This window comes from Burkholderiales bacterium (assembly GCA_035518095.1).
In the GTDB taxonomy this organism is placed as follows: Bacteria; Pseudomonadota; Gammaproteobacteria; order Burkholderiales; family JAHFRG01; genus JAHFRG01.
Map to the genome: position 1 here is coordinate 1 of DATIXX010000076.1, position 21,468 is coordinate 21,468.

The window sequence follows — 21,468 nt, forward strand, 5'->3', positions numbered from 1 at the left end:
GCGTGATGTACACCGACAAGCACCGCCGCTATGAGCGCGGCGAAGACCAAAGGAAGAAGAATCCAGCCCAGCGGCTGCGCCCAAACCGCTACGAGCGCGACGCAGGCCGCGACCGGTATGACAAGACTCCAAGCTGGTACAGCGAGAAATTTGCGGAACACCGCAAGCGCTCCCTCATCGTTACGCCCAACAGTTATTCACCAGACAGGCCAATCAGGACTTTATCAATAATAGGGAAAATTTGGATCAGAGGCGAATTAATTCGCGATGCCAATCTATCCAGAATTACCACGCGATGAAAAACACCGCTTCAATTAATCGGCGGTCATAGGTCCGAGCCCGAATCGCCGATCCACGACTGAAAGTCCGCAATATACACGCAAAGCAGACGTTTAACGTTTAACGTGGACGGACTCAACGCCGCGGTAGACTTTTACCCGAAGCACCGACGTACCCCGCCGTAACGTGCCTCTTTGACAGATCATGACCTCAATGTTGCCACAAGGCGCTTTGGATTGCGCAGAAGTTCCAGCGCATCGAGGATGTTATTGCTGACGATATCGGCGCTCGCGAGCGCTTCTGCTGCGCCACCCTCACGTTGGATGAGCGCGATGCCAAGTGCCGCAGCGCTCAGCATCTTGCGGTCGTTACGGCCATTGCCGATGGCGACGACCGAATTAGCTCCCAGCTCCGACACAAACCGGAGCTTGGCCTCGGCCTGCAATTCAACCGGTGTGATGGTGAGGTTGATGGGTAGTTCAGCGAGTTGTGCCTTAGCAAGCCCGAAAGTATCGGCGGTAATAACATGAATACAAATGCTGGGTGCAAGGCTAACGAGTGCCTCCGCAACGCCACGCAACAGTTTGCCATCGAGCGCTAGCGTGCCGTTGTAGTCCGAGACGAGGTGGGACAGGTTGAGCTTGCGGAAGCCGGGAACCTCGATTGAGATCATGAGATAGAGATGTAGGACCTATGCTTCAGGAATATTCTCGGCCTGTTGAACCACGTTCGCAATGCCGTCTTGTGGAAAATCATGAGATATGACGGGCTTTGATGAGTATTAGTAATCAGCCGCCAACCGCCCGTTTGCGGATGGTTGCTTTACAAGTCAAAGCGGTCATTTCCGCTGCCTCTTTATTTGACTCATTGCTTTGAGCACGGGTCGAAATGGCATCCAACTACGCAAATAGGCAAGGATTCAGTGTCCGCGTAGGCGTAAAATCTTTTCTTTAATGTATCCTAGGATACCGTATTACTCGAACGGGGATGTTGAGAAAGATCGTGTCGAATAGTAATTACGCGCATAAGGTACAAACGTCAGCAGTCTCGAACCATTTCGGTCGGATGGAGTGGGCAGGAGCGTTCGGCGATCTGGGCACACTCATACCATTCGTCGTTGCATATATTGGCCTCCTGAAAATGGACCCTTACGGGATCCTGCTCGCGTTCGGGGTGGCGAAAATCGTTTCGGGTCTCTACTACAAAACGCCCTTTCCTATTCAGCCGATGAAAGCTATCGGCGCAGTCGCAACGACCCAAGCGGCACAAACCCTCACTATCACCCCCAACGCTGTATACGGGGCGGGGATAGTCACCGGAATTATTTGGCTATTGTTGGGCGTGTCCGGTACGGCAAAGAAGGTGGCTGATCTGGTAAGTCGCCCCGTCGCCGTCGGGATCGTTATGGGCCTCGGCTTGAGTTTCATGCTCGAGGGCATCAAGATGATGTCGCATGGTTGGCTGCTCGGTGGGGCCGCGTTATTCGGCACAATGCTGCTACTGACTAACCGCGCTGTGCCTGTAATGTTCCTGCTACTTATCGTCGGCGCGTTCTCCGCAGTAGTTCAAAACCCCGCGCTATTGAACGAGCTTGAAAAAATAGGCATCGATTTCAGAACGCCGTCATTCGCTCTTAGCGGGATGACGTGGAAAGAATTTGTAATTGGGACCGTGTTCTTAGCATTGCCTCAAGTCCCGCTCACGCTCGGAAATGCAATCCTGGCGGTAACCGAGGAAAACAACCGCTTATTTCCAAACCGGAAGGTGACGGAGAAGACCGTTGCGATTTCAACCGGCATCATGAACCTGCTCGGCCCAATCATTGGGTCAGTGCCGATGTGTCATGGCGCGGGAGGTATGGCGGGGCATGTGCGATTCGGAGCTAGGACAGGCGGCGCGTTGATCATAATGGGCGTTCTTATCCTGGTCATCGCTCTGTTCTTCAGCAGTTCCGTTGAGACAATTTTTAAAATTTTCCCGGCACCGATTCTTGGGGTAATCTTGTTCCTGACGGGCGCTCAGCTCGCACTCGGCTCATGTGACTTCGGAAAAACAAAGAACGATCGTTTTGTGAGCCTAATCACGGCGGCATGCGCAATGTGGAATATCGGTTTGGCGTTCGTCCTCGGGATACTGACATACCACTTTCTGAAGCGCGGGTGGATAAGGCTGTAGGGCTACAACCTAATGGCCGGTTTTGCCGGGAGCTACAAGTTCAAGTTGATACAAAGCGAGCGCGTCACGTCACTCCCCCAATGGAACGGATTGTTGGGCCCGCTGGTCATTCGGATGTTGCATCCGCGCCGTGCTCTGACAACTGCGCGCCAAACCACCTGTGAATTGCGGTAAGCAAATGAAGGTCCGTTGTTTTAAACGTGATTTCTGCGCCGGTGGGTAATGCCGAATACGAAATTTTTATTTTTGCGGCACCGGCTTCTAATTCCTTTAACCCCGGCATATCCGCGCCGTGCAGTGATGCCGGATCGGAATAGTTGCCACGTTGAAACGCTTCTGCTTCATGCTGAAGGTGCCGCTGAATCAGCGCCACCTGATCCGTTGCCGCCGGGTCTTTGACGATAACTCGCTCTACGCCGCCAAAGTCCGTCATTCGGAAGATGTGGGTTGTCTTGGTGAGGTCAAAGGGCATAACGCTTTGACCCATTCGGTGAATGTGCTCTTGCTTGGTCTGGGCCACGGCGATCGTGCAGCCGAAAACCAGAAAAAGCGCGATAAATCGACTGTAATCCTGAATCTGCCGCGGATGTTTAGTCATTGTGTACCTCGTTGGTCCGCGGGCGCGAAGGTCCAAAGGTAATAAAGCCGAAATCAACGCCGGGATATGAATCAGTAATACTGACGGCAGCAATCATAGCCTAATGACACGAAATGTGAGTACTTCGTCGTTTTTGCGTGCTTACTTATAAGAACTTCGAAATATATCGGCGTCAACCTTAGCCCTACCTCGCTTAGAAGACCCCGGAGGAAGAGCGAGAGCGAAGGGGCAAAAATTCGGCATTCGGTGAATGGATGGTTTTGGTCGTCAGGCGTCATGAAACTCAAGCACAGCAAGGGATTACAGCGGAAATAATTCGCTACGCCGGTCTATCCCGAATCCCCGCGCGACTGAAAGCACCAGTCCAGATAATTCGATCCAAGCTTGGGCGCGGCCGTTGCCCCACAGTTGTTAAATCATTCGACGCCGGCCTCGATGTTTGCTATTGTATTAACTGGAGTTATTTTCATGTCCTCAACTTGGAGCGTTTTAATTGGACAAGGGGCTTTATGTTTGTAATCTAAGCCATATTCTAGTCGGCATCCACCGCACTCAGGTGTAACGCTTTGGCAAAATTAAACTACCATTTTGAGAAGCGCCAGAGAGATCTCGCGAAGAAAAGGAAGCAGGAAGAAAAACGGCAGCGCAAGCTTGCTCGTAAGATTCCAGTGAGCGAAGCCGGTCAGGAACATTCCGCGGACCAATCTGAATCGACAGAACCCGATGCTGTTGGTGAGACGACGGAAACCTGACCTAAACACTTCCAGGGAAAACCTGGGCACCAGGTGAGCATTGGTGATGAATTTGAATTTTGCGCGGGCAAGGTTTGGATGACTCTTAGCAATACCTCGCGCAGATCGCCCTTCTTCCCGGCATTGGGAGAGAGCGAAGCAAGCGAAGAACTTTAACGGGGCATAAAGACTACACCATGGAAAATTTGATGGAGCGAGACGTGCACATCGAATGCAGTAACACAAAAAAAGGCGAGTTGGTATGCGATGTAGAAACGCGGGGCGAACTCGGGATGCTGCGCTACCGGCATATCTTTCCCAAAGGGACTAGCGAAGCCCAGGCCAGGGACCAGATCCGCCAAGGGCTTAAGAGTCGGGGTGAGGCGATCGCGCATCCGGGACAAGGCCGCGCGGGTAGGCCCAAGAAACAAAACGCGAATGAAGTGAGTTGACCGGCGCTTCTGGACGGAAAGCACTGCTGCAAATACTCCGCAGGTCGTAAATTTGATTCTCACTCGGGCGCCGGTACTCGACGCCGTTATCGAAGCAATGCCGGTTGTCAAATCCTTCTCTGCCGCAGCTATACTGATTACGCCTTGAAAATCCTGCTTTACGGACTTAGCAGACCGCTTTGAACTTTCGTTGGCGTGTTGCGTCTCAATGATAATTGCGCCAAGGGACTGCTCCGCCATGTTGGGCGAACAAGCCGGTAACCCGGATCACCTGAACAAAGTTGCTCAAGTCACTCTGGTATTCTGGATCATCAAGATCGCGGCCACGACGCTCGGCGAAACGGGCGGAGATGCCCTTTCCATGACGGAGCATTTGGGCTACGCGGTGAGCAGCATCATCTTCTTGGCATTTTTCATCATCAGCGTCACGGCCCAGATTCGCGCAAAATCCTTTCAGCCGTTTTTGTATTGGTCTGTCATCGTGGCAACTACCACGGCCGGCACGACCATCGCAGACTTTGCTGACCGCTCTCTTGGAATAGGTTACGTGGGCGGCTCGCTCATCCTCTTTACCACCTTGATGCTCGTTCTCGGGCTGTGGCGGTTCACATTAGGGTCTGTGTCTGTCAATTACATCACATCGCCCAAAGTCGAGATGTTTTACTGGACCACGATTCTCTTGTCAAACACTCTCGGGACGGCTCTTGGCGATTTTTTGGCCGACAGTTCGGGACTGGGGTACGAACGCGGCGCGTTGGTCTTTGCAGGCGCGATAGTTTTTGTGGCGGCCGCTTATTTCTTTAGCAGAATTTCGCGCACGATGTTGTTCTGGGTGGCGTTCATCCTGACCAGACCGCTTGGCGCAACGGTTGGCGACTTTTTGACTAAGGCTCATGCGAACGGCGGACTGCACCTGAGCCGCATTGATTCTTCCTTTATTATTATGCTTTTCATCGTCGCTTGTATTCCTCTCACGGCACAGAAGGCTGGCAGTTATGTGAGGCGGCGTTAGGCGTCATCAACGACAAGCGGCTTTAGCGACTTTATTTCCGATACCTATCCTCAAGCCGCACGCGACGGGGAGCGCCGCTTCAAATAATCCGCAGTCGCTGGGCTTGAACCCCGTTCGGCGAGCTATCGCTTGACGCTGGTTTTCGACTCAAAACAGAAGTTCCGCTAGCGTATTCCTGTGGCTACGAGTCACGAATAGCGCTGCCTTGACATTATTTACCTGGCAGCCTAGAGTCCGGTCGCGGGTTTCACCTCCCATCCGCCAACGCGCGTTCAAGGCGACCCCCATGACTAATTACACTGAGCTCAAGAAGAAGCAACGCGCGGCGTGGGCACTGGGCGAGTACGACCGTATTGCGGACGGCCTCACCATTTCTACGGACCAGACGTTGCGCGTCGCTAAGCTTCGACCCGGTGAGCGCGTGCTGGATGTCGCGACTGGCACGGGCATCACAGCACTCGCGGCACGTGGCCGGGGCGCCCGGGTGAGCGGCGTGGACTTCGTGCCGGAGCTTCTCGCCGTGGCACGGGAAAAGGCGGAAGCTGAAGGTTTTAATGACATCGATTTCCGGGAGGGAGACGCGGAGGCGCTTCCGTTCGGAGACGCAAGCTTCGACGTCGTTCTTTCCACCTGTGGCCACATGTTTGCTCCCGACCAGCCCAAAGTCGCCGCCGAACTTGCGCGCGTCACGCGCCCCGGAGGTCGAGTTGTGTTCCTCGCGTGGACGCCGGAAGGTGGGCTCGGTGGCTGGTTTCGCGTCATGAACAAGCACGTCCCGCCGCCCGGCGGGGCGCCGAGTCCCTTCAATTGGGGCGAGCCCGACAAGGTGCGCCAACTCCTCAGGAGTGCGTTCCGGGACCTAGCGTTTACTCGCGGGGACTGTCCTCAATTCGGCGCTTCGCCCGAGGAAATTTGGGAGTTATTCTCGACCCGCTACGGACCTACCGTCCGTGTTGTCGTGAGCCTGCAGGGCGAGGCGCTTACGGCGCTGCGCCGCGAGCTGCTTGCTTACCTCGACGGTTACCGCGCAGCGGATGGTAAGGTGCGTTGGGGCCGGGAGTACCTGATTACGCGTGCCATTCGAGCGTGAACCGCCTCGATGGATTCGCTTGAGCCCAGATTCCCTCAAGCGATGGAAAGCACCGCTCCAAGCAATCTGCAAGCCCCGGCTTCATGCTCTGATTGAGGAGCCGTCACTCAACGTCAATTATCGGGCAGCATCTGCGTTTCGCGCAGTGTTTTGCCTTTGTATGTTTCATCTCAATCGCAGTCCGGATCGTCTTTGTGTTGCTTGGCTTCCGCGGCACATTTCGCTTCCCGCTCGTGCCGTTCCCGGTCGAGTTCCGCTGCGGTGTCACCCAGGCGATGCTCTTCGATGACCTGGTCGCTGATTGGGTCCTCGCCCTGATTGCCGGCTTTGCCACCGACCGATTGGGGTCCACCAACCCTAACATTGCTTTCACCAGGAATGGATCCCGCTTGGCTATTCGCGTTACCCGTACTGGGGTAACTATATTTCCCTGCACTTGCTAATACTGAGACGGCAAGCAGTAAAGCCGCTAAGTACAGTTTTGACATGGCTTCATCCTTTCAATAGGAATTGAACTCTTCATCCCTATCCTGGTGATATATTTGTTCATGGAACCAGACCGCTGGGCGCTAAGAACGAGCGCGTCGCTTTTTTGCGAAAACAAACGGCTGGTTTCAATGCAAATCCTATTGTCCACCGCAAAGTTCAAAGTGATGTGAGATAACGCACATGCCACTTGCCGCAGGGCGTCGTTTGGCAGATTCTGAAGTTCAATTACGCGGATTCGCTCAGGGGTTAGGGCTGCAACACGGCATCACCGACTTGATTTCGCGAATGCGGGAGATGTATATGATCTGATGACGTTCGACACAGGACGTGAAAGCTGAAGAAAAGCGGGCCACCGTTACAGATATCAGAACTTTGCGCAAAAGGGGCAGCAACTCGCACGGATATTATTCACGCGCCCGGCGCCCCGCCCAGATTTAGTGTATATGCCCATTGCAATTGTTCGGTGACTAAAGAAAGGAATTGATAGTGGCAGATCTTTACTGCGAACGACTAGGTCCGGGTTTGTGGGCAGAACCGCTCAATGCCGTGACGAACCTCGCGTTTCTTGTGGCGGCATGGGTTTGCTTGTCCATAGTCCGGCGTTCGCCCAACCGTTCGGGGGAAGTGACGATACTCATCGCACTCATCGCTGTTATTGGAATCGGCAGTGGGCTCTTCCATACCTTGGCTACGACTTGGGCGCGAGTACTCGACGTGGTTTCAATCTTGCTCTTTCAAACATGGTACATATGGGTTTACGCACGAAGTATCATCTTGATGAATTGGCGTTGGTCAGCGTTGCTCACGACCGGTTTCCTGGTCGCAACCCTGATCGGCAGGCAGTTCCCGGCAGTATTGAACGGGTCGCTCGCCTATGCGCCAGCCTTGTTCGCTTTGGTTAGCCTGGGCATTTACCACTACTGGACCAAGAAGCGCGGGCCGAGAATGCTCCTGCTCGCGTCCGGCGTGTTCTTACTCGCGCTCACTTTTCGGACCATCGATCAAGCTGTCTGCCCTTATCTGTGGATCGGGACGCACTTTCTCTGGCATCTCTTGGATGCGGCGGTTCTTTTTTTGGTTACCCTGGCCTTTGTTCTCAATCGAGGAAGCCCCAGCGGCGACTCTCTAATCGACAACCACGCTGATGTCGCCCATGATTGATTATCCAAAGCTGCTCCCCTCGGGAGCCGAGGGTAACCGGGTGGAAGTGAGCAAACACGAACTGCAGAAGCGTTGCAAATCTTTCGAAACGGAGAAGCTGCCCGACCTGCGTCGACGGGGCCCGCGACCTCAAACCCCAGTCAGCCGACGGTCGGAATTCCGGCCGCAGCCAAGGCTGCACTTCTAACCATGTTCGCTGTAGCGTTTGTTGTGAAGGTATGCAGGGTTTGAGGGTGTCGCGCTTTGTCCACCGGATTAGGTTCCATGGTCGGCAAATAGCCGTTGGGCGTCATGAAACTCAAACACAGAAAGGGATTACGGCCGAAATTATCCGCGATACCGGTATATCCAGAATCCTCACACGACGGAATGCATCCCTCCAAATAGTCCCCGTTGCCTGATTGATATTAAGTTCTCGCAAGCTTCAAGTTTTGGTAGGTTGCCGCCCGCTGTAATGGGCGTACGTTCTAGTTTCCTCTGCTGCCGACAATTCTGACGAAATCTCTTACGGGCGTTCCGGCACACACGCTAGCCCACCGGCTGGCGAACGGCACATGCCGGAAATCGCGTCGCCGCGGGGGGATATGAACTGGCACTTCGAACCGGATGATAGTCCCGTGCAAGCAGCGATCGCTTCGGCAGGCGGTTGCCGCATTCGGCCCCGACCATTGCCGGGAGGCGAGCCGCCGCCGGCGCGCCCCGCCATGCTGACGGGCGTGCCGCGGAAGCAGCCGACCGTGTATGGGTATTCGCGCGTGAGAACGTAGTGATACATGCTTATTTCCTCGCCGTCCCACAGGATCTTGCTCACGCGCCCGTGGCATTCGTCCAGGTCGGCGTTGGTGAGCTCTTTGCCGTGTTCGTCGTACATGCTGTAGATGCCGAACCCGTCGAGTGCATAGCCAATCAGCGTATTCTCGGCTCCGGCGCCTGGAATGCATGGAGTCGGACCATGGTAATGGTACTCGCCAGTCATCTGTGGGTGGCCGTCGCAGCGGTCCTGCACTTCGTGCGCGACCGCATCGCGGCCGCTGTCGTCAAGCGCGCTGAAGAACGCAACCCCGTTCAAAGCAATACCGATCATTCCCATCGGGACGCAACTCGGCGCAGCGGCGAGCGTGGGCAGAAGCGGTAATGAAAAAGCGATTTGCTGCGCTTCGATGTGGTTGGGATTGCGGTCGATCTGGTAAGCCGGATCGGTCGGCTGGATTGGAAAGATACCGGTCGTATGATTGACCGGCAGGCCATTACCCCTGATGCGCCGCTCGCCGTTTGACATGGCAACCGTCAAAACCGCATCCGGCCATTCCACGTCGCCTTGCACCCATATCTTTTTGGTTGCGTCCCAGGTCGAACCGTGGATCCAGCCGCCCGCGTGCACCGCGCCGCCGCCGCGAAACTGCGACCGGCACGAATACACAGACCCGCGCACAGGCCCGGTACTTACCTTGCCGTCGCCAAGCGGCAGCATATGCGGATCAAGCACGTCGATTCGTGACGATTGAGCGCGGCAATCATTTACCCCTGCGCTGGCTGCGAAGAGCAGAACGCTCAAAAAGGCAAGGCCTGCAAATGCGGAATAAGAACGTGTCATTTCTTTCCCCGGCTATTCGTGTAGCCAATTATAGAACCAAATAGCCGGACTCTACCGGTCAATCTGGAATCCCCACGCGACGGAAAGCACCGCTCTCAATGACCCGCTAGATTCGACCCCGAATCGCGGAACCACTACTCAAGGTCGGGTATCCGACGAAAGAGGAGGTCTCACGAAATCTGGCGCAGCATGTGGAGGAATTATTCCGGGGTAGAGATTTTCTTGCCCGTGACCAGCTCCTTTTTCACTCAGGTTGAAATGATCTTTACACTGGTACAGAATAGGTCGGTCAGGTCAAGGTCAAACGAGGAGGAAACATGGACAAGCGCAGTTTTATCCGATTGAGTTTTGTCGGAAGTACGGTCGGTATCATCACTCCGAAGACGGTGTTCGCTGCCGCCATGGACTGCGGGCTGAATTCGAAGCTCGCAGGTGGTGTTTTTCATACCGAGGATGCGCTCGGTCGCTGGAACAAGGGCATAGCTTCGCTTCACCTTCCAAACTTGGAGAAGCAAGTATCGGGCGGTGCGGCCCAGTTACACGCAGCGTCCAAGCACCCGATGGTTGCATACGGCCACTACATCATCAAGCATGAATTGTTGAACACGGACTTTCGGTTCCTGCAGGAGCACCGCTACGACCCGGCGAAGGACAAGGCGCCGGCTGCCGCGTTTGATCTCGGAACTTATAGAGGCAACGTTTACGTGCTGACGATTTGCAACATCCACGACGTGTGGATGAATATGATCGAGGTGTGAGGAATCAGGGCATTAAGAGGATAAGCGGCGGAAAAAAGTTTTTTCATGATCCCGGCTTATTCCGACACCGGGCGCGATTGAAAGCACCGCTCGAAATAATCCGCAGGCCGTAGTTTTGACCTCTACTCGGGTACCGCCACTTAACGCCGGCTATCGCCCCCAAGCAGACATTCAACGCCCAACTTCAGCCGCCCGCGCCGCAGTTGCTAAGATGCGCAAAAAAAGCGCCTTTCCAGCGACGGGAGCGATTAAATTGATCATGGCCCGCTTCGGGGGGCCAGGATTTCAGCTATTGCGCGAGTGTCTTATAGGTCAACTCGCGCGTCCAGTTCGTGTATTGCTTGCCGTTCACCTCGACATACATCTTCGTAAGCGCGTTCACCGGTCCGTCGTCCTGCGGTGGCTGCATCATCAGGTCACGTCCCATCGACCACACGACCCTGCGGTCATCAAGATTCCCGAAATAGTAATCCACCTTGCTTGTGTCGAGGCCGTGATAGCCGGTAGCGGTGGTCAGCTCGACGAGCTTTTCGTTCTTCTCGGTAAGCGGAAACTTCTTGCCGTAAATGTTGGCAAGTGAAACGTCGAGCGGCAGCCAGCCGTAGTTGGGCGCATAAAATTCGATCCAGCAATGATAGCTGGCGTCGACCTTGACACCGTTGAGCGTAGGCTTCAGCAGCGAGCCATATACCATGCGAACGGGAATGCCCGAGGCCATCGCGAGCGAGGCAAAAAGAGAATGGAAATCGGTGCAATTGCCTGTTTTGGTCATGAGGCAATAGTCGGTACTGCCCACCGGTGAAGCCTTCAGATGGTCCGGGTCCTTCACCCAGTAGTCCACATTCTGGAGCGTCCAGTCGTACAGCTTGCGGGCCGCGATGATCGGATTCGATTCTTCGCCGACAATCGAAGCCGAAAGCTTTCTGACGGGATCGTTCACGACGACGTAGGTGGTAGGCAGAAGGTAACGAGCCAGGGCCTCGCGCTCGGCGTCCGTTAGCGGGCGTGTCTTGGAGGGATCGATGCTATTGCGAATCTCCGATCGCTTCAAATCGAATGTCTCCGTGATCGTGATTGTCGGCTCGATGGATCCACTCGCCTCGACATAACCAACCCGGTTGCCCCAGGAATCGCTGTCGAAGCTGACAGAATACGGGCTTGCCACCTTAAAATTCGTAATCACGGAATATCCGTCGTCGTTGGGCACCGCGAACCATACTCGCACCCTGTGGGCATCCTTGGGGACTTGAACCGTCAACACATTCCGTATTTGGAATGACGAGTGTTCCGCTTGAATTGTTTCAGCGCCAGCGGTGGAAGCAACCCAGTTCAACGAGAACAAAAGCAGCCCTTGCAACGCGGCGCAAAAATACACAGATCGTCGCAGCACCGGAGTTTCCTCCTATAAGATCCTGGACATAGTCATAGGCAAAAGCCTGGAGCGCTTTCTAGCGACTCGACCCATCCTTATGCGTGTGTGGGTGCAGAGTTTTTAATGGTCGTGTTCGCTAGCGGTCATTGACGAACTGGCGAAAAAAACCAGCTTACAGCCGGATGGTAACGGCTTTGTTCTCAATGAAGTTTGAGAGGACAGCCTCACCCATCTCGCGGCCCCATCCCGATTGTTTGTAACCGCCAAACGGCAACGCTGCATCGAAGATGTTGTAGCAGTTGACCCAGACCGAGCCGGCCTTCAACTTCGCAGCGAGAGTGTGGGCCCGACTCAGGTCGCGCGTCCAGATACCCGCCGCCAGTCCATACACCGTATCGTTGGCTTGCCGCACCAGGTCCGCATCCAGTTCTTTGAACGGCATGGCGGTGACGACCGGCCCGAAGATTTCTTCCTTCACGACCTTCATGTTCGGCTTGGTATCCACCAGGACCGTAGGTTCGACAAAGTAACCTCTACCCGGCTTACGTTTGCCGCCGGTGATCGCTTTGGCGCCTTCCTGCAAGCCTGACTCCAGGTGCCCGCAGACACGGTTTTGTTGGCTGTCGGAGACCATTGGTCCCATCTCACTGGTCGGATCGAGCCCCGGCCCCAGCTTGATGTTCTTGGCAATCTCGGCCACACCCTCAACCACCTTGTCGAAAACCGGCTTCTCAACGTACAGACGAGAACCGGCGCAGCAGCACTGGCCGTGGTTGAAGAAGATGGCGCTAGCCGCGCCGGGGATGGCTATGTCCAGATCCGCATCCCTGAGGACGATATTCGGTGACTTGCCACCCAATTCGAGGGTCAACTTTTTCAAATCATTGGCAGCAGCTTTGACGATCAGTTTGCCTACTTCCGTTGAGCCCGTGAATGCCACTTTCTCGACGCCGGGATGCGCGGCAAGTGCCGCACCAGCGGTTTCGCCAAAGCCAGTGATGATGTTCACTACTCCGTCCGGCAACCCCGCCTCCAGCAGAATCTCGCCGACTCGCAAGGCGGAGAGCGGTGTCTCTTCCGCAACTTTCAATACCGCCGTACAGCCAGTCGCCAATACCGGCGCCAGCTTCCAGGCAGCCATCAGCAGAGGGAAATTCCAGGGAATGATCTGCCCGACTACACCAATCGGTTCCGGACGCGTGTAAGCGTGGTACTGAACACCTGGTGTGTAAAGAACGGACAACGGGATGGTCTTGCCTTCGATCTTGGTGGCCCAACCGGCCATGTAGTGGAATATGTCAGCAGCCAGAGGTACGTCAGCGGCGCGGGCGACTCCGACCGGCTTGCCGTTGTCGAGAGATTCCAGTTCAGCAAGCTCGTCTAGATACTTAGTGATCAGATCGCCGATCTTCCAGATCAGCTTGCCGCGTTCCGATGGCGTCATCGATGGCCATGGACCCGACTCAAAGGCGCGACGGGCAGCCTTAACAGCGGCATCGACATCCGCTTTATCGCCTTCCGCGACCTGCGTGACTACTTCGCCGGTGGCGGGATTGATAACCGCGAATGTCTTGCCGGAAGCCGCGGACACCCACTTGCCGTCAATTAACAACTTCTTTGGCCCGCGCAGGAATTGCGAGACCGGTTTTGACACTAAAATCTCTTTCAAGACGGCGCTCATAACTGTCAACCTCCTCTCAATAATCAAATCAACTGGGCATAAATTGAGTCTAGCCTGCCAGTCGTTAAATATGGTGCCGTGACGGCGACCAACCGGGGCATGGGAATGTACCTCAAGGTATTTACTGATTAAGCGTGCAGACTATTTTCAGCAATAATCAAAATTTTTACCCTTATTGCTCACAATGTAAATATGAAGTCTGTTACACACCCGGCCCCGCGGTACTACCAAATCGACACGCGGACTGAGTTGCAGTTTCTACAACACTTCCGACTTTACGCGCAGCATCGGGCTAGCTCGCCATGCCAAACCCGTATTTATTCCAAATTTCGCGCGCTGCAGGCGAACTCAAATAAGATAGAAAAGCGCGTGCGGCGCTGGATTGGCTGGATGCGACAACTGCTGCCGGATAAACAATCGGCGGGTGCGCGTTGGCGGGAAATTCGGCAACGATGCGGACTTTGTTATCGATCAACGCATCCGTTCGGTATACAATGGCGAGCGGCGCTTCCCCGCGCGAGACCAGTGCCAGCGCGGCCCTGACATTTTCCGTCGGGGCGACCCGCTTCGCAACCGAAGCCCAAACACCTAAATTTTCCAGCGCCGCGCGGCCATATTTGCCAGCTGGAACACTATCCGGATTGGCCATCGCCAATCGTCCGTCTCCGAGCAGCCGGGCCAAAGGAAATTCAGGAGCGATTTCAGTTTCAATCCGGCTGTCAACCGGTGCGATCAGCACCAAACGGTTGCGCAACAGGTTAATGCGCGTACCGGATTGGAGCAGCTTGCGCGCCTCCAAATAGTCCATCCAATCCAGGTCGGCGGAAATAAAGATATCCGCGGGCGCGCCATTCTCGATTTGCTTGGCCAACGCGGAACTGGCCGCGTAAACCCCAACTGCTTTATTGCCACTGGCGGCTTCATATTGACTGATGACATCGTCGAGGGCGTCTTTGAGACTGGCTGCAGCGAACACGGTGAAGTTGTCCGCGAACGCCGGCACTGCCCATACAAACACCGCCAAAGCGATTGTGATCCCTCTAAAGAGCCTTTGCTTTCGAGAAGCGGTTCTGCTCGACATTAAATTTCTCATTTCGCCCTCCTAATATTAATAGCTCAGTGTGCTCCAAGTTTCATCTAAAACACGACCCATAAATGCCGCGGCTCCACCAACGCCGCTGTATTCCTCAATGAGTTTGGCTGGATCCACGCCGTGCGCCGCCATTGCGTCACTGCAGGCAAAGAATTTGACGCCGTGTGCGGCCGCTTGACACATGTGTTCATAAATACTCATATCGCGGTTTTTCCCCGCGTAGAGATTTGCCGCCGCCCCCGGCACCAGCAAGAGCACCGATTTGCTGGTGAAATAGATTTCGACCTCCACGTCCATCGCGGCCGCGGCGGCCGCATGGAAGAATGGCGTCGCGCACAGATGCGGCTGATCAGGACTGGCCCCCCAGAGCAGAATGGCAAGTTTTAATTTCATGAAGGGGGAGGTTCCTGTCCGAATTCATTCACCAGATTTAGATACATGTAGCGAATCACCGCTTTGGCAATGTCTGCCCCGGTCACAAGCAGCGCCGAGTCCCTTTGCCAGGCAGGTGGATTGAGCTTGACTAACCATCCCCTGCCATAAGGGTCCCGATTGACCAAGGCCGGATGCTCGCGCACATCCTCGTTGATTGCGACGATTGTGCCAGCAACAGGCGCATGCGCCGAGCGTACGATTTTCGACATTTCCAGCACGGCGAATGAACGATCTCGCTCGATTGCCATGCCAACCTGTTTTGGCATAAACGCAAAAAATTCCCCCGAGATATGTACGCCAAGCGATGTGAGGCCAACCGTAACCATGCCATCAGCATCCATCCGGGCCCAAGTGTCCTGTTCCACGAGATAGTGCAAATCATCCGGGAATGAAAATCCACGCACCGTGACCATTACTCACCTCCCAAACCGCGAAAGGTCTTATCGATGGATTTAATATCGCGGCTTTCGCCGCGCTGGGGCCGAAAAGCGTTGTAACGGCCGCATGAAAATAAGGCAAACCAGGTCGACAGGAAAGATTGGCGGAAGAGAATGGGAGTCGAACCCACCCGGCAGCGCATGGCGCCGCCAACCGGATTTGAAGTCCGGCCGTCCCACCGGAGACGAATCTCTTCCTGATGGTAAAGCGATACCGCGCTCGAAACGCGATGCCCATGCCTGCGAAGCGAAATCATTTGTGTTGCTCACTATCATGCATTGCAGAAAGTAAGTCACGTCTGCGAATGGCATGTATATCCCGCACACGTCGCGTGAAGCCGATCCGATCGAAAAACTCCAGAATCTGGACAGCGCGCTTGCGCCCGAGACCAGTGCGGTCGCGGAACTCGGCGGCGCGCACCATTCCGTTTTCTTCTGCGAGTTCGCCGGCAATTGCCGTCAGGCGTTGAACGGCTGCGTCGTCGTAATACAGATCGCGCACCACCTGGAACACCTCCCCCCGCCTCGCCAAGTGGGCAAGCAGCGTCCGCACCACTGATTCCGGCTGGCCGATTGTTTTCGCGATGTCGCGCACCCAAGGCGGATCGAAGGCGCGTTCAAACAATAATGGACGGATGCGCTCGGCGAGCGCTATTTCCTGATCAGTTAGACGAATGGCGTGATCGGGAAGATGCAGCCAAGCCCCTGTGCGTTGCACTTGTCCGCCGGCCAGAATATCGTCAACGAGCGCGTGCGCAATTGCATCGGGGAGCTTGGGAAAAGCGATGCGCCTGAGACGCGAAACATCGGGCCCCATCTCGTCGGGATGGGTTGTGTGAAAAACCTCTAGGGCTGAGACGGCGCGCTGTTTGAGGGCATCCCAGTACTTGGCCTCGAAAACAAAGTCCTGGCCTTCGGATTGGATGCGCTTCACCGGTAGAGTGTTCAGTATAGTATCGGCATTCGCCACATTCCGGATCAGCAAGAAACGACTGAAATCGACACCCAACGGGGACTGGCTCAGCAACGCGCTAAGGCTGCGTGATTCATTTTCGATTTCCAGCGCAGCCAGAATACTCAGCCGATCAGGCGTGCTGCGATAGCGGCTAGGGGCAAAAGGATCGACGATCTGCCCCCCGGCGATGGTGCGTGTCGCTGAGGCATCGCGCAAAATGAATCGATCACCATGCCATGCGGCCAGGGGTTCGGGCAACAGAATCTGAATCCATCCGCTTTCGCCCGCGCTGATCTGGCCCCGGTCAAGCAATGCCACCCTCGTTAGAGCGTGGGATGATCCCAAGTGGAAATGCATGCTGGCGCCGGATTTGAGCGAACGTTCTTCGCCGGCCAGCATCGTGACTCGGGCATCCAATCGATTGACGGCAAGCGCGATGGCCGGATCAACGATCCAGTCGCCGCGTTGTATCTCATCTTTGCTCATGCCGGCCAGATTGAGCGCGCATCGTTGACCGGACACTCCATGTTCGACGCGTTGATTTTGCGCGTGCAGGCTGCGCACGCGAACCTCACCAACCCGCGTTTTCCGTCCCGGAGTAACGACCACCCGGTCTCCTACCTTGATGCTTCCCGAATGCACCGTTCCCGTCACCACTGTGCCTACCCCGTCAAGGGTAAAGACACGGTCCACCGCAAGGCGGAAGCGGCCTGCGCGTTGCGGTGTTGCTAAGTGCTTGCTGTGCGCGATGAGGTGCGTGCGTAGAGCGTCAATGCCGGTGCCTGCGATGCTGGAAACTGGAAAGACGGGCGTGGTTTCGAAAAACGTCGCGGCAAGCAAATTCGTGATATCGCGCTCCACGATCCGCACACGATCCGTATTGACGCGATCGATTTTAGTCAGCGCTACCGCCCCCTGTTTCACACCTAGCAAATACAGTATTTCCACATGCTCACGCGTCTGCGGCATGATACCGTCGTCGGCGGCTACGACGATCAATCCGTAGTTGATACCGCTGGCGCCGGACACCATGGTGTGGATGAAGCGCTCGTGCCCTGGCACATCGACGAATCCCAGAACCTCTCCCGTTTCAAGCGGCAGGTAAGCGTAGCCGAGTTCGATGGAAATGCCGCGCTTCTTTTCCTCCGGCAGCCTGTCGGTATCCACGCCGGTGAGCGCGCGCACCAGACTGGTCTTGCCGTGATCAACGTGACCCGCCGTGCCGACGATCATGGCTCGAACCTCAACTCCGCGAGTTGCCGCACGAATTCCTCCTCGTTGTGCAGGCAGCGCAGATCGAGCTGGAATGCATTGTCGCGAATAAAACCGATCACGGGGATGGGCAACATCCGGAATGCCGCCTCGATTTTTTTCAACGCTTTCCCATTGCGTCTGGCCGGGGCGACGGACCGAATTACGAAGCCGGCGCTCGCTAAGCGATCCACCGGCAATGAACCGCTGCCGATTTGGCTTTTCATCGACTGAATTGCGACAGTGGCAATTCCCTGTAACGCCGCCGCCAGATGCGGCTGCAGGCGGGAAGCTTGCGCTTGGATATCGCTTTGCTGCCGCGTTAGCAGGCGCAAAGTGGTAAGTCTCGTGGCAAGCCGATCTGGGTCAAGATAAATCTTGAGTACCGCCTCCAGTGCCGCCAAAGTGATTTTGCCAACTCGCAGTGCGCGTTTCAGAGGATTCTTCTTAATGCGCTGGATCAAATCCTTGCGACCGACCAGAATTCCCGCTTGTGGTCCGCCCAAAAGCTTGTCGCCACTGAAGGTCACGAGATCGGCGCCATCGGCGATCGCTTCATCCGGTGTCGGCTCCTTGGACAAGCCGTAGCGGGTAAGATCGACTAGACTGCCGCTGCCTAAATCGACAACGCACGGCAGGTTGTGCGCGTGCGCCAAGGCGCTGAGCTTTTTTTCCGGAACCATCGCGGTAAAACCCGTGATTGCGTAATTGCTCCAATGCACCTTCATCAGCATTCCCGTACGCGGTGAGACCGCTCCGCTAAAATCCTTGAGGTGCGTGCGGTTGGTGGTGCCGACTTCCACCAGCCTGGCGCCCGCCCGTAACATAATGTCTGGCAAACGAAACGCCCCGCCAATCTCGATCAGCTCGCCGCGCGAGACGAGGACCTCTTTCTTGAGCGCCAGGGTGTTGAGAAGCAGGAATACTGCTGCGGCGTTGTTATTGACAACCGTCGCCGCTTCGGCGCCGGTCAATTGGCATAGTAGTCCTTCAACAATGCTGTCACGGTCGCCGCGATTTCCGGTCTGCAGGTCGAATTCCAGCGCCACCGGCCATAGCATTGCGGTTACCACCGCCTGCACCGCCTCCTCCGGCAGCAAGGCGCGACCGAGATTGGTGTGCAGCGTGGTGCCGCTCAGGTTGAATACACGCCGCAAATTAGATTGCGTCTGAACAGCCAACCGCACCGCAAGCTCCGCTGACAGCGACGGTTCGCTAATCGCCGCTTCGTTAAATGCTTGCTTCCTGGCGCGTCTGCGGACCTCCGCCAGCAGGTTCCTCGCCACAGTCGTGACTAGGCTGCGGCCATGTTGTTCGATGAGCTTTTGTGTCGCCGCGAAGTTGAGGACGCGGTCAACCGAGGGAATCTTGGAAAAATCAGGTGCCGGGCTATGCACGATAGACTCCGAGCAAAGTAGTAAAACTAGTCGTCTTCCTCGCCGTGGATCAGCATGAAGTTAACGCCACTGCGTAGTTTGCTTTTTTCGGCAACCAGGAGGTCAAGCTGGACGCTCGCCACGTCATCTGCCGTCGGCTCGACCTGGTTGTCGCGCTCCATGTATAAGATTTTGAGATATGTGTCGCATTCATCGCAGGACTCGGCCTGAATCGCTTTTGATCCACCCTCGATGCCCCAGTAGTGAATGCCTTTGGTGGTTTCGCAATTGCTGCATTTGATACGCACCATGTGCCATTCGGCGGAACACACCGAGCAGTGCAGATAGCGGTGGCCGTTTTCCTGCGCTCCGATGCGGGCAATGCTCGCTACCGGGCGCGAGCCGCACACCGGGCAAACGCCGGGTGCATCGATGCGGCCGAAGCTTTCCCGCCCCAAAGTAGTAGCCATGTGTACCCAATAAACCTGCAATGCGCTACCGAGAAGTGGAGCTGTAGCCGTATCCAGCCCGAACATAACGGCTGCAAGCAGCTTGCTCGCCTGCCCCTCGTAATATTCGTCGGGCGAACCCTCGAGACGCATGATCACTTCGCGCACCCTTCCCTGCGTCTCATCGGCAAGGCGGCGCAGCATGCGGCGCAGCAGGTCGCACCACATCCGGTCGCGGTGATGGGTCTGCACGTTAAGCGGCGGCATGCCGTGCTCTTTACACTGTTGGATCTGCTCGGGCTTGGGCAGTGCGACCGGCGGCATGTTCTCCAGCGCCCATTGCTGTGTTTCAGCGACTGCTGCGATTAACGCCAGGTAATCGCCCATCGGGTGGTTGGGCGCAAGTTGTTTGAGCCGTGCGGCGCGGTCAGAAAACAGGGAACTCCGAAGCGGAAGGCGCAAAAACGGTATTTCGCTGCCGCTCAGCTGTTCGATCTCGTCAGGCTCAAGGATTCGTGTCGCCATGAATTTGCGATAAAAAAACCGGACGGCGAGCCGTTACAGCCCGCCATCCGATGTGAGGAACCAGTTCAAAACCTACTTGCTCATTTCACGGTACCAGCCTGGATGATGCTTTGCCGCCCAGGCTTTGGATACCGTACCTCGGGTCATCGCACGGGTCGTGCCTTTCACCCAAATTGCGGCATAAATGTGCACGATGATGCCGAGTATCAGAATGAATGCGGCGAGTGAATGTAACAGCGTGCAAAGCCGCACCAGCCCGATCGGAAAGGCATCGGCGAAATACGGCCGCCAGAAGATGAACCCGGTCACCGCCAGCACAGTCACGCAGCCCACCATCACCCAGAACAACACCTTTTGTCCCGCGTTGTAGCGGCCGACTTCGGGCAGATTCTCCTCACGGTTGTTGAGCACATCGCGCCATTTCGAAAGCCATTTACGGTCGTTGTCGTTAAGCCGGTTGTGATTCCAGAAACGAAACGCAAGCGCGAGAAAAAACGCGAACATCACCACGCCGATGAAAGGATGGAGGATTCGCGCCCAAGGGCCGCCGCCAAACAGATTTACCAGCCAAAACATCGAGGGATGGAAGAACGCCAGGCCGGAAAGCCCTGCCAGGATGAAACTGATGGCGACAATCCAGTGGTTGACGCGATCGCTTTCGCTATAGCGTTGGATAAAGCTGCTCATGATTTCTCCTTTTCTTCTTCCACCTCATTGGGACCTACCTTGACGTAATGGAAGAAACCAGCCAATACGGTGACGCCGAGACCTAATAACGCGAGCGGCTTGAATGCGCCTTTCCATAAACCGACCAGCGGGCTGATGTGCGGATCGGCAGGCAGGCCATGGTAAATTTCCGGTTTGTCGGCGTGCTTCAGCACATACATGACATGCGTACCGCCGACCCCTTGTGGATCATAAAGTCCCGCGTTTTGGTAGCCGCGCTCCTTCAGGTCGGTAATGCGCTCTTCCGCGTGATGAATCATATCTTCCTTGCTGCCGAACACCAGTGCACCCGTCGGGCAGGATTTTATGCAGGCGGGTTCCAGCCCGACCGCCACACGGTCCGAACACAGAGTGCACTTGTAGGCCTTGTTGTCCTTCTTGGAAATGCGCGGGACGTTGAACGGGCAACCGGTAACGCAGGAGCCGCAGCCGATGCAGTTCTCTTCGATGAAATCCACGATGCCGCTGGAGTACTGCACGATGGCGCCGGGCGCCGGGCAGGCCTTGAGGCAGCCCGGATCGGCGCAGTGCATGCAGCCGTCTTTGCGAATCAGCCACTCGAGCCTGCCGTTTTCCTCGTACTCGGTAAAGCGCATCACCGTCCACGAGTTCTCGGTAAGATCAGGTGGGTTGTCGTAGACGCCGACATTGGTGCCCACCGTGTCGCGAATGTCGTTCCACTCCATGCATGCCGCCTGGCATGCCTTGCAGCCGATGCACTTGGAGATGTCGATGAGCTTCGCGACCTCGACGGTCTGGCGTACGGAAGGCGGCTGTGTGGTAGTTGCCGAGCGTTGCTTGAGATCGAGCGATTGCAGTGATGCCATGG

The 21,468-nt window shown here is 55.8% G+C and carries 22 protein-coding genes and 1 tRNA gene; 8 read left to right on the forward strand and 15 right to left on the reverse strand.

Going from position 1 to position 21,468, the window contains the following annotated elements; genetic code table 11:
• The coding region (locus VLV32_12195; GenBank protein ID HUL42644.1) for a hypothetical protein at window positions 1-299 on the forward strand (299 nt) is incomplete at its 5' end.
• Between the two features lie 182 nt (window positions 300-481).
• On the opposite strand, the gene VLV32_12200 is transcribed toward VLV32_12195, so the two are convergent.
• On the reverse strand, window positions 482-952 hold the full coding sequence (locus VLV32_12200; GenBank protein ID HUL42645.1) for a hypothetical protein: 471 nt from the start codon (window positions 950-952) through the stop codon (window positions 482-484).
• A gap of 392 nt (window positions 953-1,344) precedes the next feature.
• Between VLV32_12200 and VLV32_12205 the strand changes: the two genes are divergently transcribed.
• Window positions 1,345-2,454 carry a putative sulfate/molybdate transporter gene (locus tag VLV32_12205; GenBank protein HUL42646.1) on the forward strand — a complete coding sequence of 370 codons (1,110 nt, stop codon included), beginning with the start codon at window positions 1,345-1,347 and terminating at the stop codon, window positions 2,452-2,454.
• A 106-nt stretch (window positions 2,455-2,560) separates the two neighbouring features.
• On the opposite strand, the gene VLV32_12210 is transcribed toward VLV32_12205, so the two are convergent.
• Complete coding sequence (locus VLV32_12210) at window positions 2,561-3,052, reverse strand: aspartate carbamoyltransferase (GenBank protein HUL42647.1); 492 nt, start codon at window positions 3,050-3,052, stop codon at window positions 2,561-2,563.
• 566 nt (window positions 3,053-3,618) lie between these two features.
• Here VLV32_12210 and VLV32_12215 point away from each other — a divergent pair.
• From VLV32_12215 to VLV32_12230, 4 genes are all read left to right on the forward strand, one after another.
• A complete protein-coding gene (locus VLV32_12215) occupies window positions 3,619-3,804 on the forward strand; it encodes a hypothetical protein (protein HUL42648.1) in 186 nt (61 codons plus the stop codon).
• Window positions 3,805-3,980: 176 nt separating this feature from the next.
• Window positions 3,981-4,235: a hypothetical protein gene (locus tag VLV32_12220; protein ID HUL42649.1), complete on the forward strand. Its 255-nt coding sequence runs from the start codon at window positions 3,981-3,983 to the stop codon at window positions 4,233-4,235.
• Between the two features lie 241 nt (window positions 4,236-4,476).
• Complete coding sequence (locus VLV32_12225; GenBank protein ID HUL42650.1) at window positions 4,477-5,247, forward strand: hypothetical protein; 771 nt, start codon at window positions 4,477-4,479, stop codon at window positions 5,245-5,247.
• A 286-nt stretch (window positions 5,248-5,533) separates the two neighbouring features.
• Entirely contained in the window at window positions 5,534-6,337 is an 804-nt protein-coding gene (locus VLV32_12230; protein ID HUL42651.1) for a methyltransferase domain-containing protein, read from the forward strand.
• Window positions 6,338-6,507: 170 nt separating this feature from the next.
• Here the strand turns inward: VLV32_12230 and VLV32_12235 are convergent, their stop codons facing one another.
• Window positions 6,508-6,825, reverse strand: coding sequence for a hypothetical protein (locus VLV32_12235; protein HUL42652.1), 318 nt, complete (start codon window positions 6,823-6,825; stop codon window positions 6,508-6,510).
• A 487-nt stretch (window positions 6,826-7,312) separates the two neighbouring features.
• Here VLV32_12235 and VLV32_12240 point away from each other — a divergent pair, with 487 nt between their 5' ends.
• Window positions 7,313-7,987: a ceramidase domain-containing protein gene (locus VLV32_12240; GenBank protein HUL42653.1), complete on the forward strand. Its 675-nt coding sequence runs from the start codon at window positions 7,313-7,315 to the stop codon at window positions 7,985-7,987.
• 505 nt (window positions 7,988-8,492) lie between these two features.
• Here VLV32_12240 and VLV32_12245 read toward each other — a convergent pair.
• Window positions 8,493-9,581 (reverse strand): YHYH protein, encoded by a 1,089-nt coding sequence (locus VLV32_12245; GenBank protein ID HUL42654.1) that lies wholly within the window; start codon window positions 9,579-9,581, stop codon window positions 8,493-8,495.
• Between the two features lie 317 nt (window positions 9,582-9,898).
• Here VLV32_12245 and VLV32_12250 point away from each other — a divergent pair, with 317 nt between their 5' ends.
• Window positions 9,899-10,339, forward strand: coding sequence for a hypothetical protein (locus tag VLV32_12250; protein HUL42655.1), 441 nt, complete (start codon window positions 9,899-9,901; stop codon window positions 10,337-10,339).
• A gap of 289 nt (window positions 10,340-10,628) precedes the next feature.
• On the opposite strand, the gene VLV32_12255 is transcribed toward VLV32_12250, so the two are convergent.
• The 11 genes from VLV32_12255 to fdxH form a co-directional block, all read right to left on the reverse strand.
• On the reverse strand, window positions 10,629-11,729 hold the full coding sequence (locus tag VLV32_12255; GenBank protein HUL42656.1) for a transglutaminase-like domain-containing protein: 1,101 nt from the start codon (window positions 11,727-11,729) through the stop codon (window positions 10,629-10,631).
• Window positions 11,730-11,883: 154 nt separating this feature from the next.
• The gene (locus VLV32_12260) at window positions 11,884-13,392 is read right to left on the reverse strand and encodes an aldehyde dehydrogenase family protein (protein ID HUL42657.1); all 1,509 of its coding nucleotides are present in this window, start codon (window positions 13,390-13,392) and stop codon (window positions 11,884-11,886) included.
• Window positions 13,393-13,684: 292 nt separating this feature from the next.
• Window positions 13,685-14,485, reverse strand: coding sequence for a molybdate ABC transporter substrate-binding protein (modA, locus tag VLV32_12265; GenBank protein ID HUL42658.1), 801 nt, complete (start codon window positions 14,483-14,485; stop codon window positions 13,685-13,687).
• 15 nt (window positions 14,486-14,500) lie between these two features.
• Window positions 14,501-14,878: a DsrE family protein gene (locus VLV32_12270; GenBank protein HUL42659.1), complete on the reverse strand. Its 378-nt coding sequence runs from the start codon at window positions 14,876-14,878 to the stop codon at window positions 14,501-14,503.
• Window positions 14,875-15,333: a glycine cleavage system protein H gene (locus tag VLV32_12275; GenBank protein HUL42660.1), complete on the reverse strand. Its 459-nt coding sequence runs from the start codon at window positions 15,331-15,333 to the stop codon at window positions 14,875-14,877. The genes VLV32_12270 and VLV32_12275 overlap by 4 nt, the downstream gene beginning before the upstream one ends.
• Before the next feature lie 126 nt (window positions 15,334-15,459).
• Window positions 15,460-15,555: transfer RNA gene (locus VLV32_12280), tRNA-Sec, on the reverse strand.
• A gap of 55 nt (window positions 15,556-15,610) precedes the next feature.
• Complete coding sequence (gene selB / locus VLV32_12285; protein ID HUL42661.1) at window positions 15,611-17,545, reverse strand: selenocysteine-specific translation elongation factor; 1,935 nt, start codon at window positions 17,543-17,545, stop codon at window positions 15,611-15,613.
• Window positions 17,542-18,960 (reverse strand): L-seryl-tRNA(Sec) selenium transferase, encoded by a 1,419-nt coding sequence (gene selA, locus VLV32_12290; protein HUL42662.1) that lies wholly within the window; start codon window positions 18,958-18,960, stop codon window positions 17,542-17,544. The genes selB and selA overlap by 4 nt, the downstream gene beginning before the upstream one ends.
• A 26-nt stretch (window positions 18,961-18,986) precedes the next feature.
• Window positions 18,987-19,913 carry a formate dehydrogenase accessory protein FdhE gene (gene fdhE, locus VLV32_12295; GenBank protein HUL42663.1) on the reverse strand — a complete coding sequence of 309 codons (927 nt, stop codon included), beginning with the start codon at window positions 19,911-19,913 and terminating at the stop codon, window positions 18,987-18,989.
• Between the two features lie 72 nt (window positions 19,914-19,985).
• Entirely contained in the window at window positions 19,986-20,600 is a 615-nt protein-coding gene (locus VLV32_12300) for a formate dehydrogenase subunit gamma (GenBank protein HUL42664.1), read from the reverse strand.
• On the reverse strand, window positions 20,597-21,466 hold the full coding sequence (fdxH, locus tag VLV32_12305; protein ID HUL42665.1) for a formate dehydrogenase subunit beta: 870 nt from the start codon (window positions 21,464-21,466) through the stop codon (window positions 20,597-20,599). Before fdxH ends, VLV32_12300 begins: the two co-directional genes overlap by 4 nt.
• Window positions 21,467-21,468 lie beyond the last annotated feature (2 nt).

Excerpts from the sequence above, each read along its gene's own strand:
- VLV32_12200 (HUL42645.1), bottom strand. The coding sequence starts at position 952 with ATGATCTCAATCGAGGTTCCCGGCTTCCGCAAGCTCAACCTGTCCCAC.
- VLV32_12205 (HUL42646.1), top strand. The coding sequence starts at position 1,345 with ATGGAGTGGGCAGGAGCGTTCGGCGATCTGGGCACACTCATACCATTC.
- VLV32_12210 (HUL42647.1), bottom strand. The coding sequence starts at position 3,052 with ATGACTAAACATCCGCGGCAGATTCAGGATTACAGTCGATTTATCGCG.
- VLV32_12220 (HUL42649.1), top strand. The coding sequence starts at position 3,981 with ATGGAAAATTTGATGGAGCGAGACGTGCACATCGAATGCAGTAACACA.
- VLV32_12230 (HUL42651.1), top strand. The coding sequence starts at position 5,534 with ATGACTAATTACACTGAGCTCAAGAAGAAGCAACGCGCGGCGTGGGCA.
- VLV32_12235 (HUL42652.1), bottom strand. The coding sequence starts at position 6,825 with ATGTCAAAACTGTACTTAGCGGCTTTACTGCTTGCCGTCTCAGTATTA.
- VLV32_12245 (HUL42654.1), bottom strand. The coding sequence starts at position 9,581 with ATGACACGTTCTTATTCCGCATTTGCAGGCCTTGCCTTTTTGAGCGTT.
- VLV32_12250 (HUL42655.1), top strand. The coding sequence starts at position 9,899 with ATGGACAAGCGCAGTTTTATCCGATTGAGTTTTGTCGGAAGTACGGTC.
- VLV32_12260 (HUL42657.1), bottom strand. The coding sequence starts at position 13,392 with ATGAGCGCCGTCTTGAAAGAGATTTTAGTGTCAAAACCGGTCTCGCAA.
- modA (HUL42658.1), bottom strand. The coding sequence starts at position 14,485 with ATGAGAAATTTAATGTCGAGCAGAACCGCTTCTCGAAAGCAAAGGCTC.
- VLV32_12270 (HUL42659.1), bottom strand. The coding sequence starts at position 14,878 with ATGAAATTAAAACTTGCCATTCTGCTCTGGGGGGCCAGTCCTGATCAG.
- VLV32_12275 (HUL42660.1), bottom strand. The coding sequence starts at position 15,333 with ATGGTCACGGTGCGTGGATTTTCATTCCCGGATGATTTGCACTATCTC.
- selB (HUL42661.1), bottom strand. The coding sequence starts at position 17,545 with ATGATCGTCGGCACGGCGGGTCACGTTGATCACGGCAAGACCAGTCTG.
- fdhE (HUL42663.1), bottom strand. The coding sequence starts at position 19,913 with ATGGCGACACGAATCCTTGAGCCTGACGAGATCGAACAGCTGAGCGGC.
- VLV32_12300 (HUL42664.1), bottom strand. The coding sequence starts at position 20,600 with ATGAGCAGCTTTATCCAACGCTATAGCGAAAGCGATCGCGTCAACCAC.
- fdxH (HUL42665.1), bottom strand. The coding sequence starts at position 21,466 with ATGGCATCACTGCAATCGCTCGATCTCAAGCAACGCTCGGCAACTACC.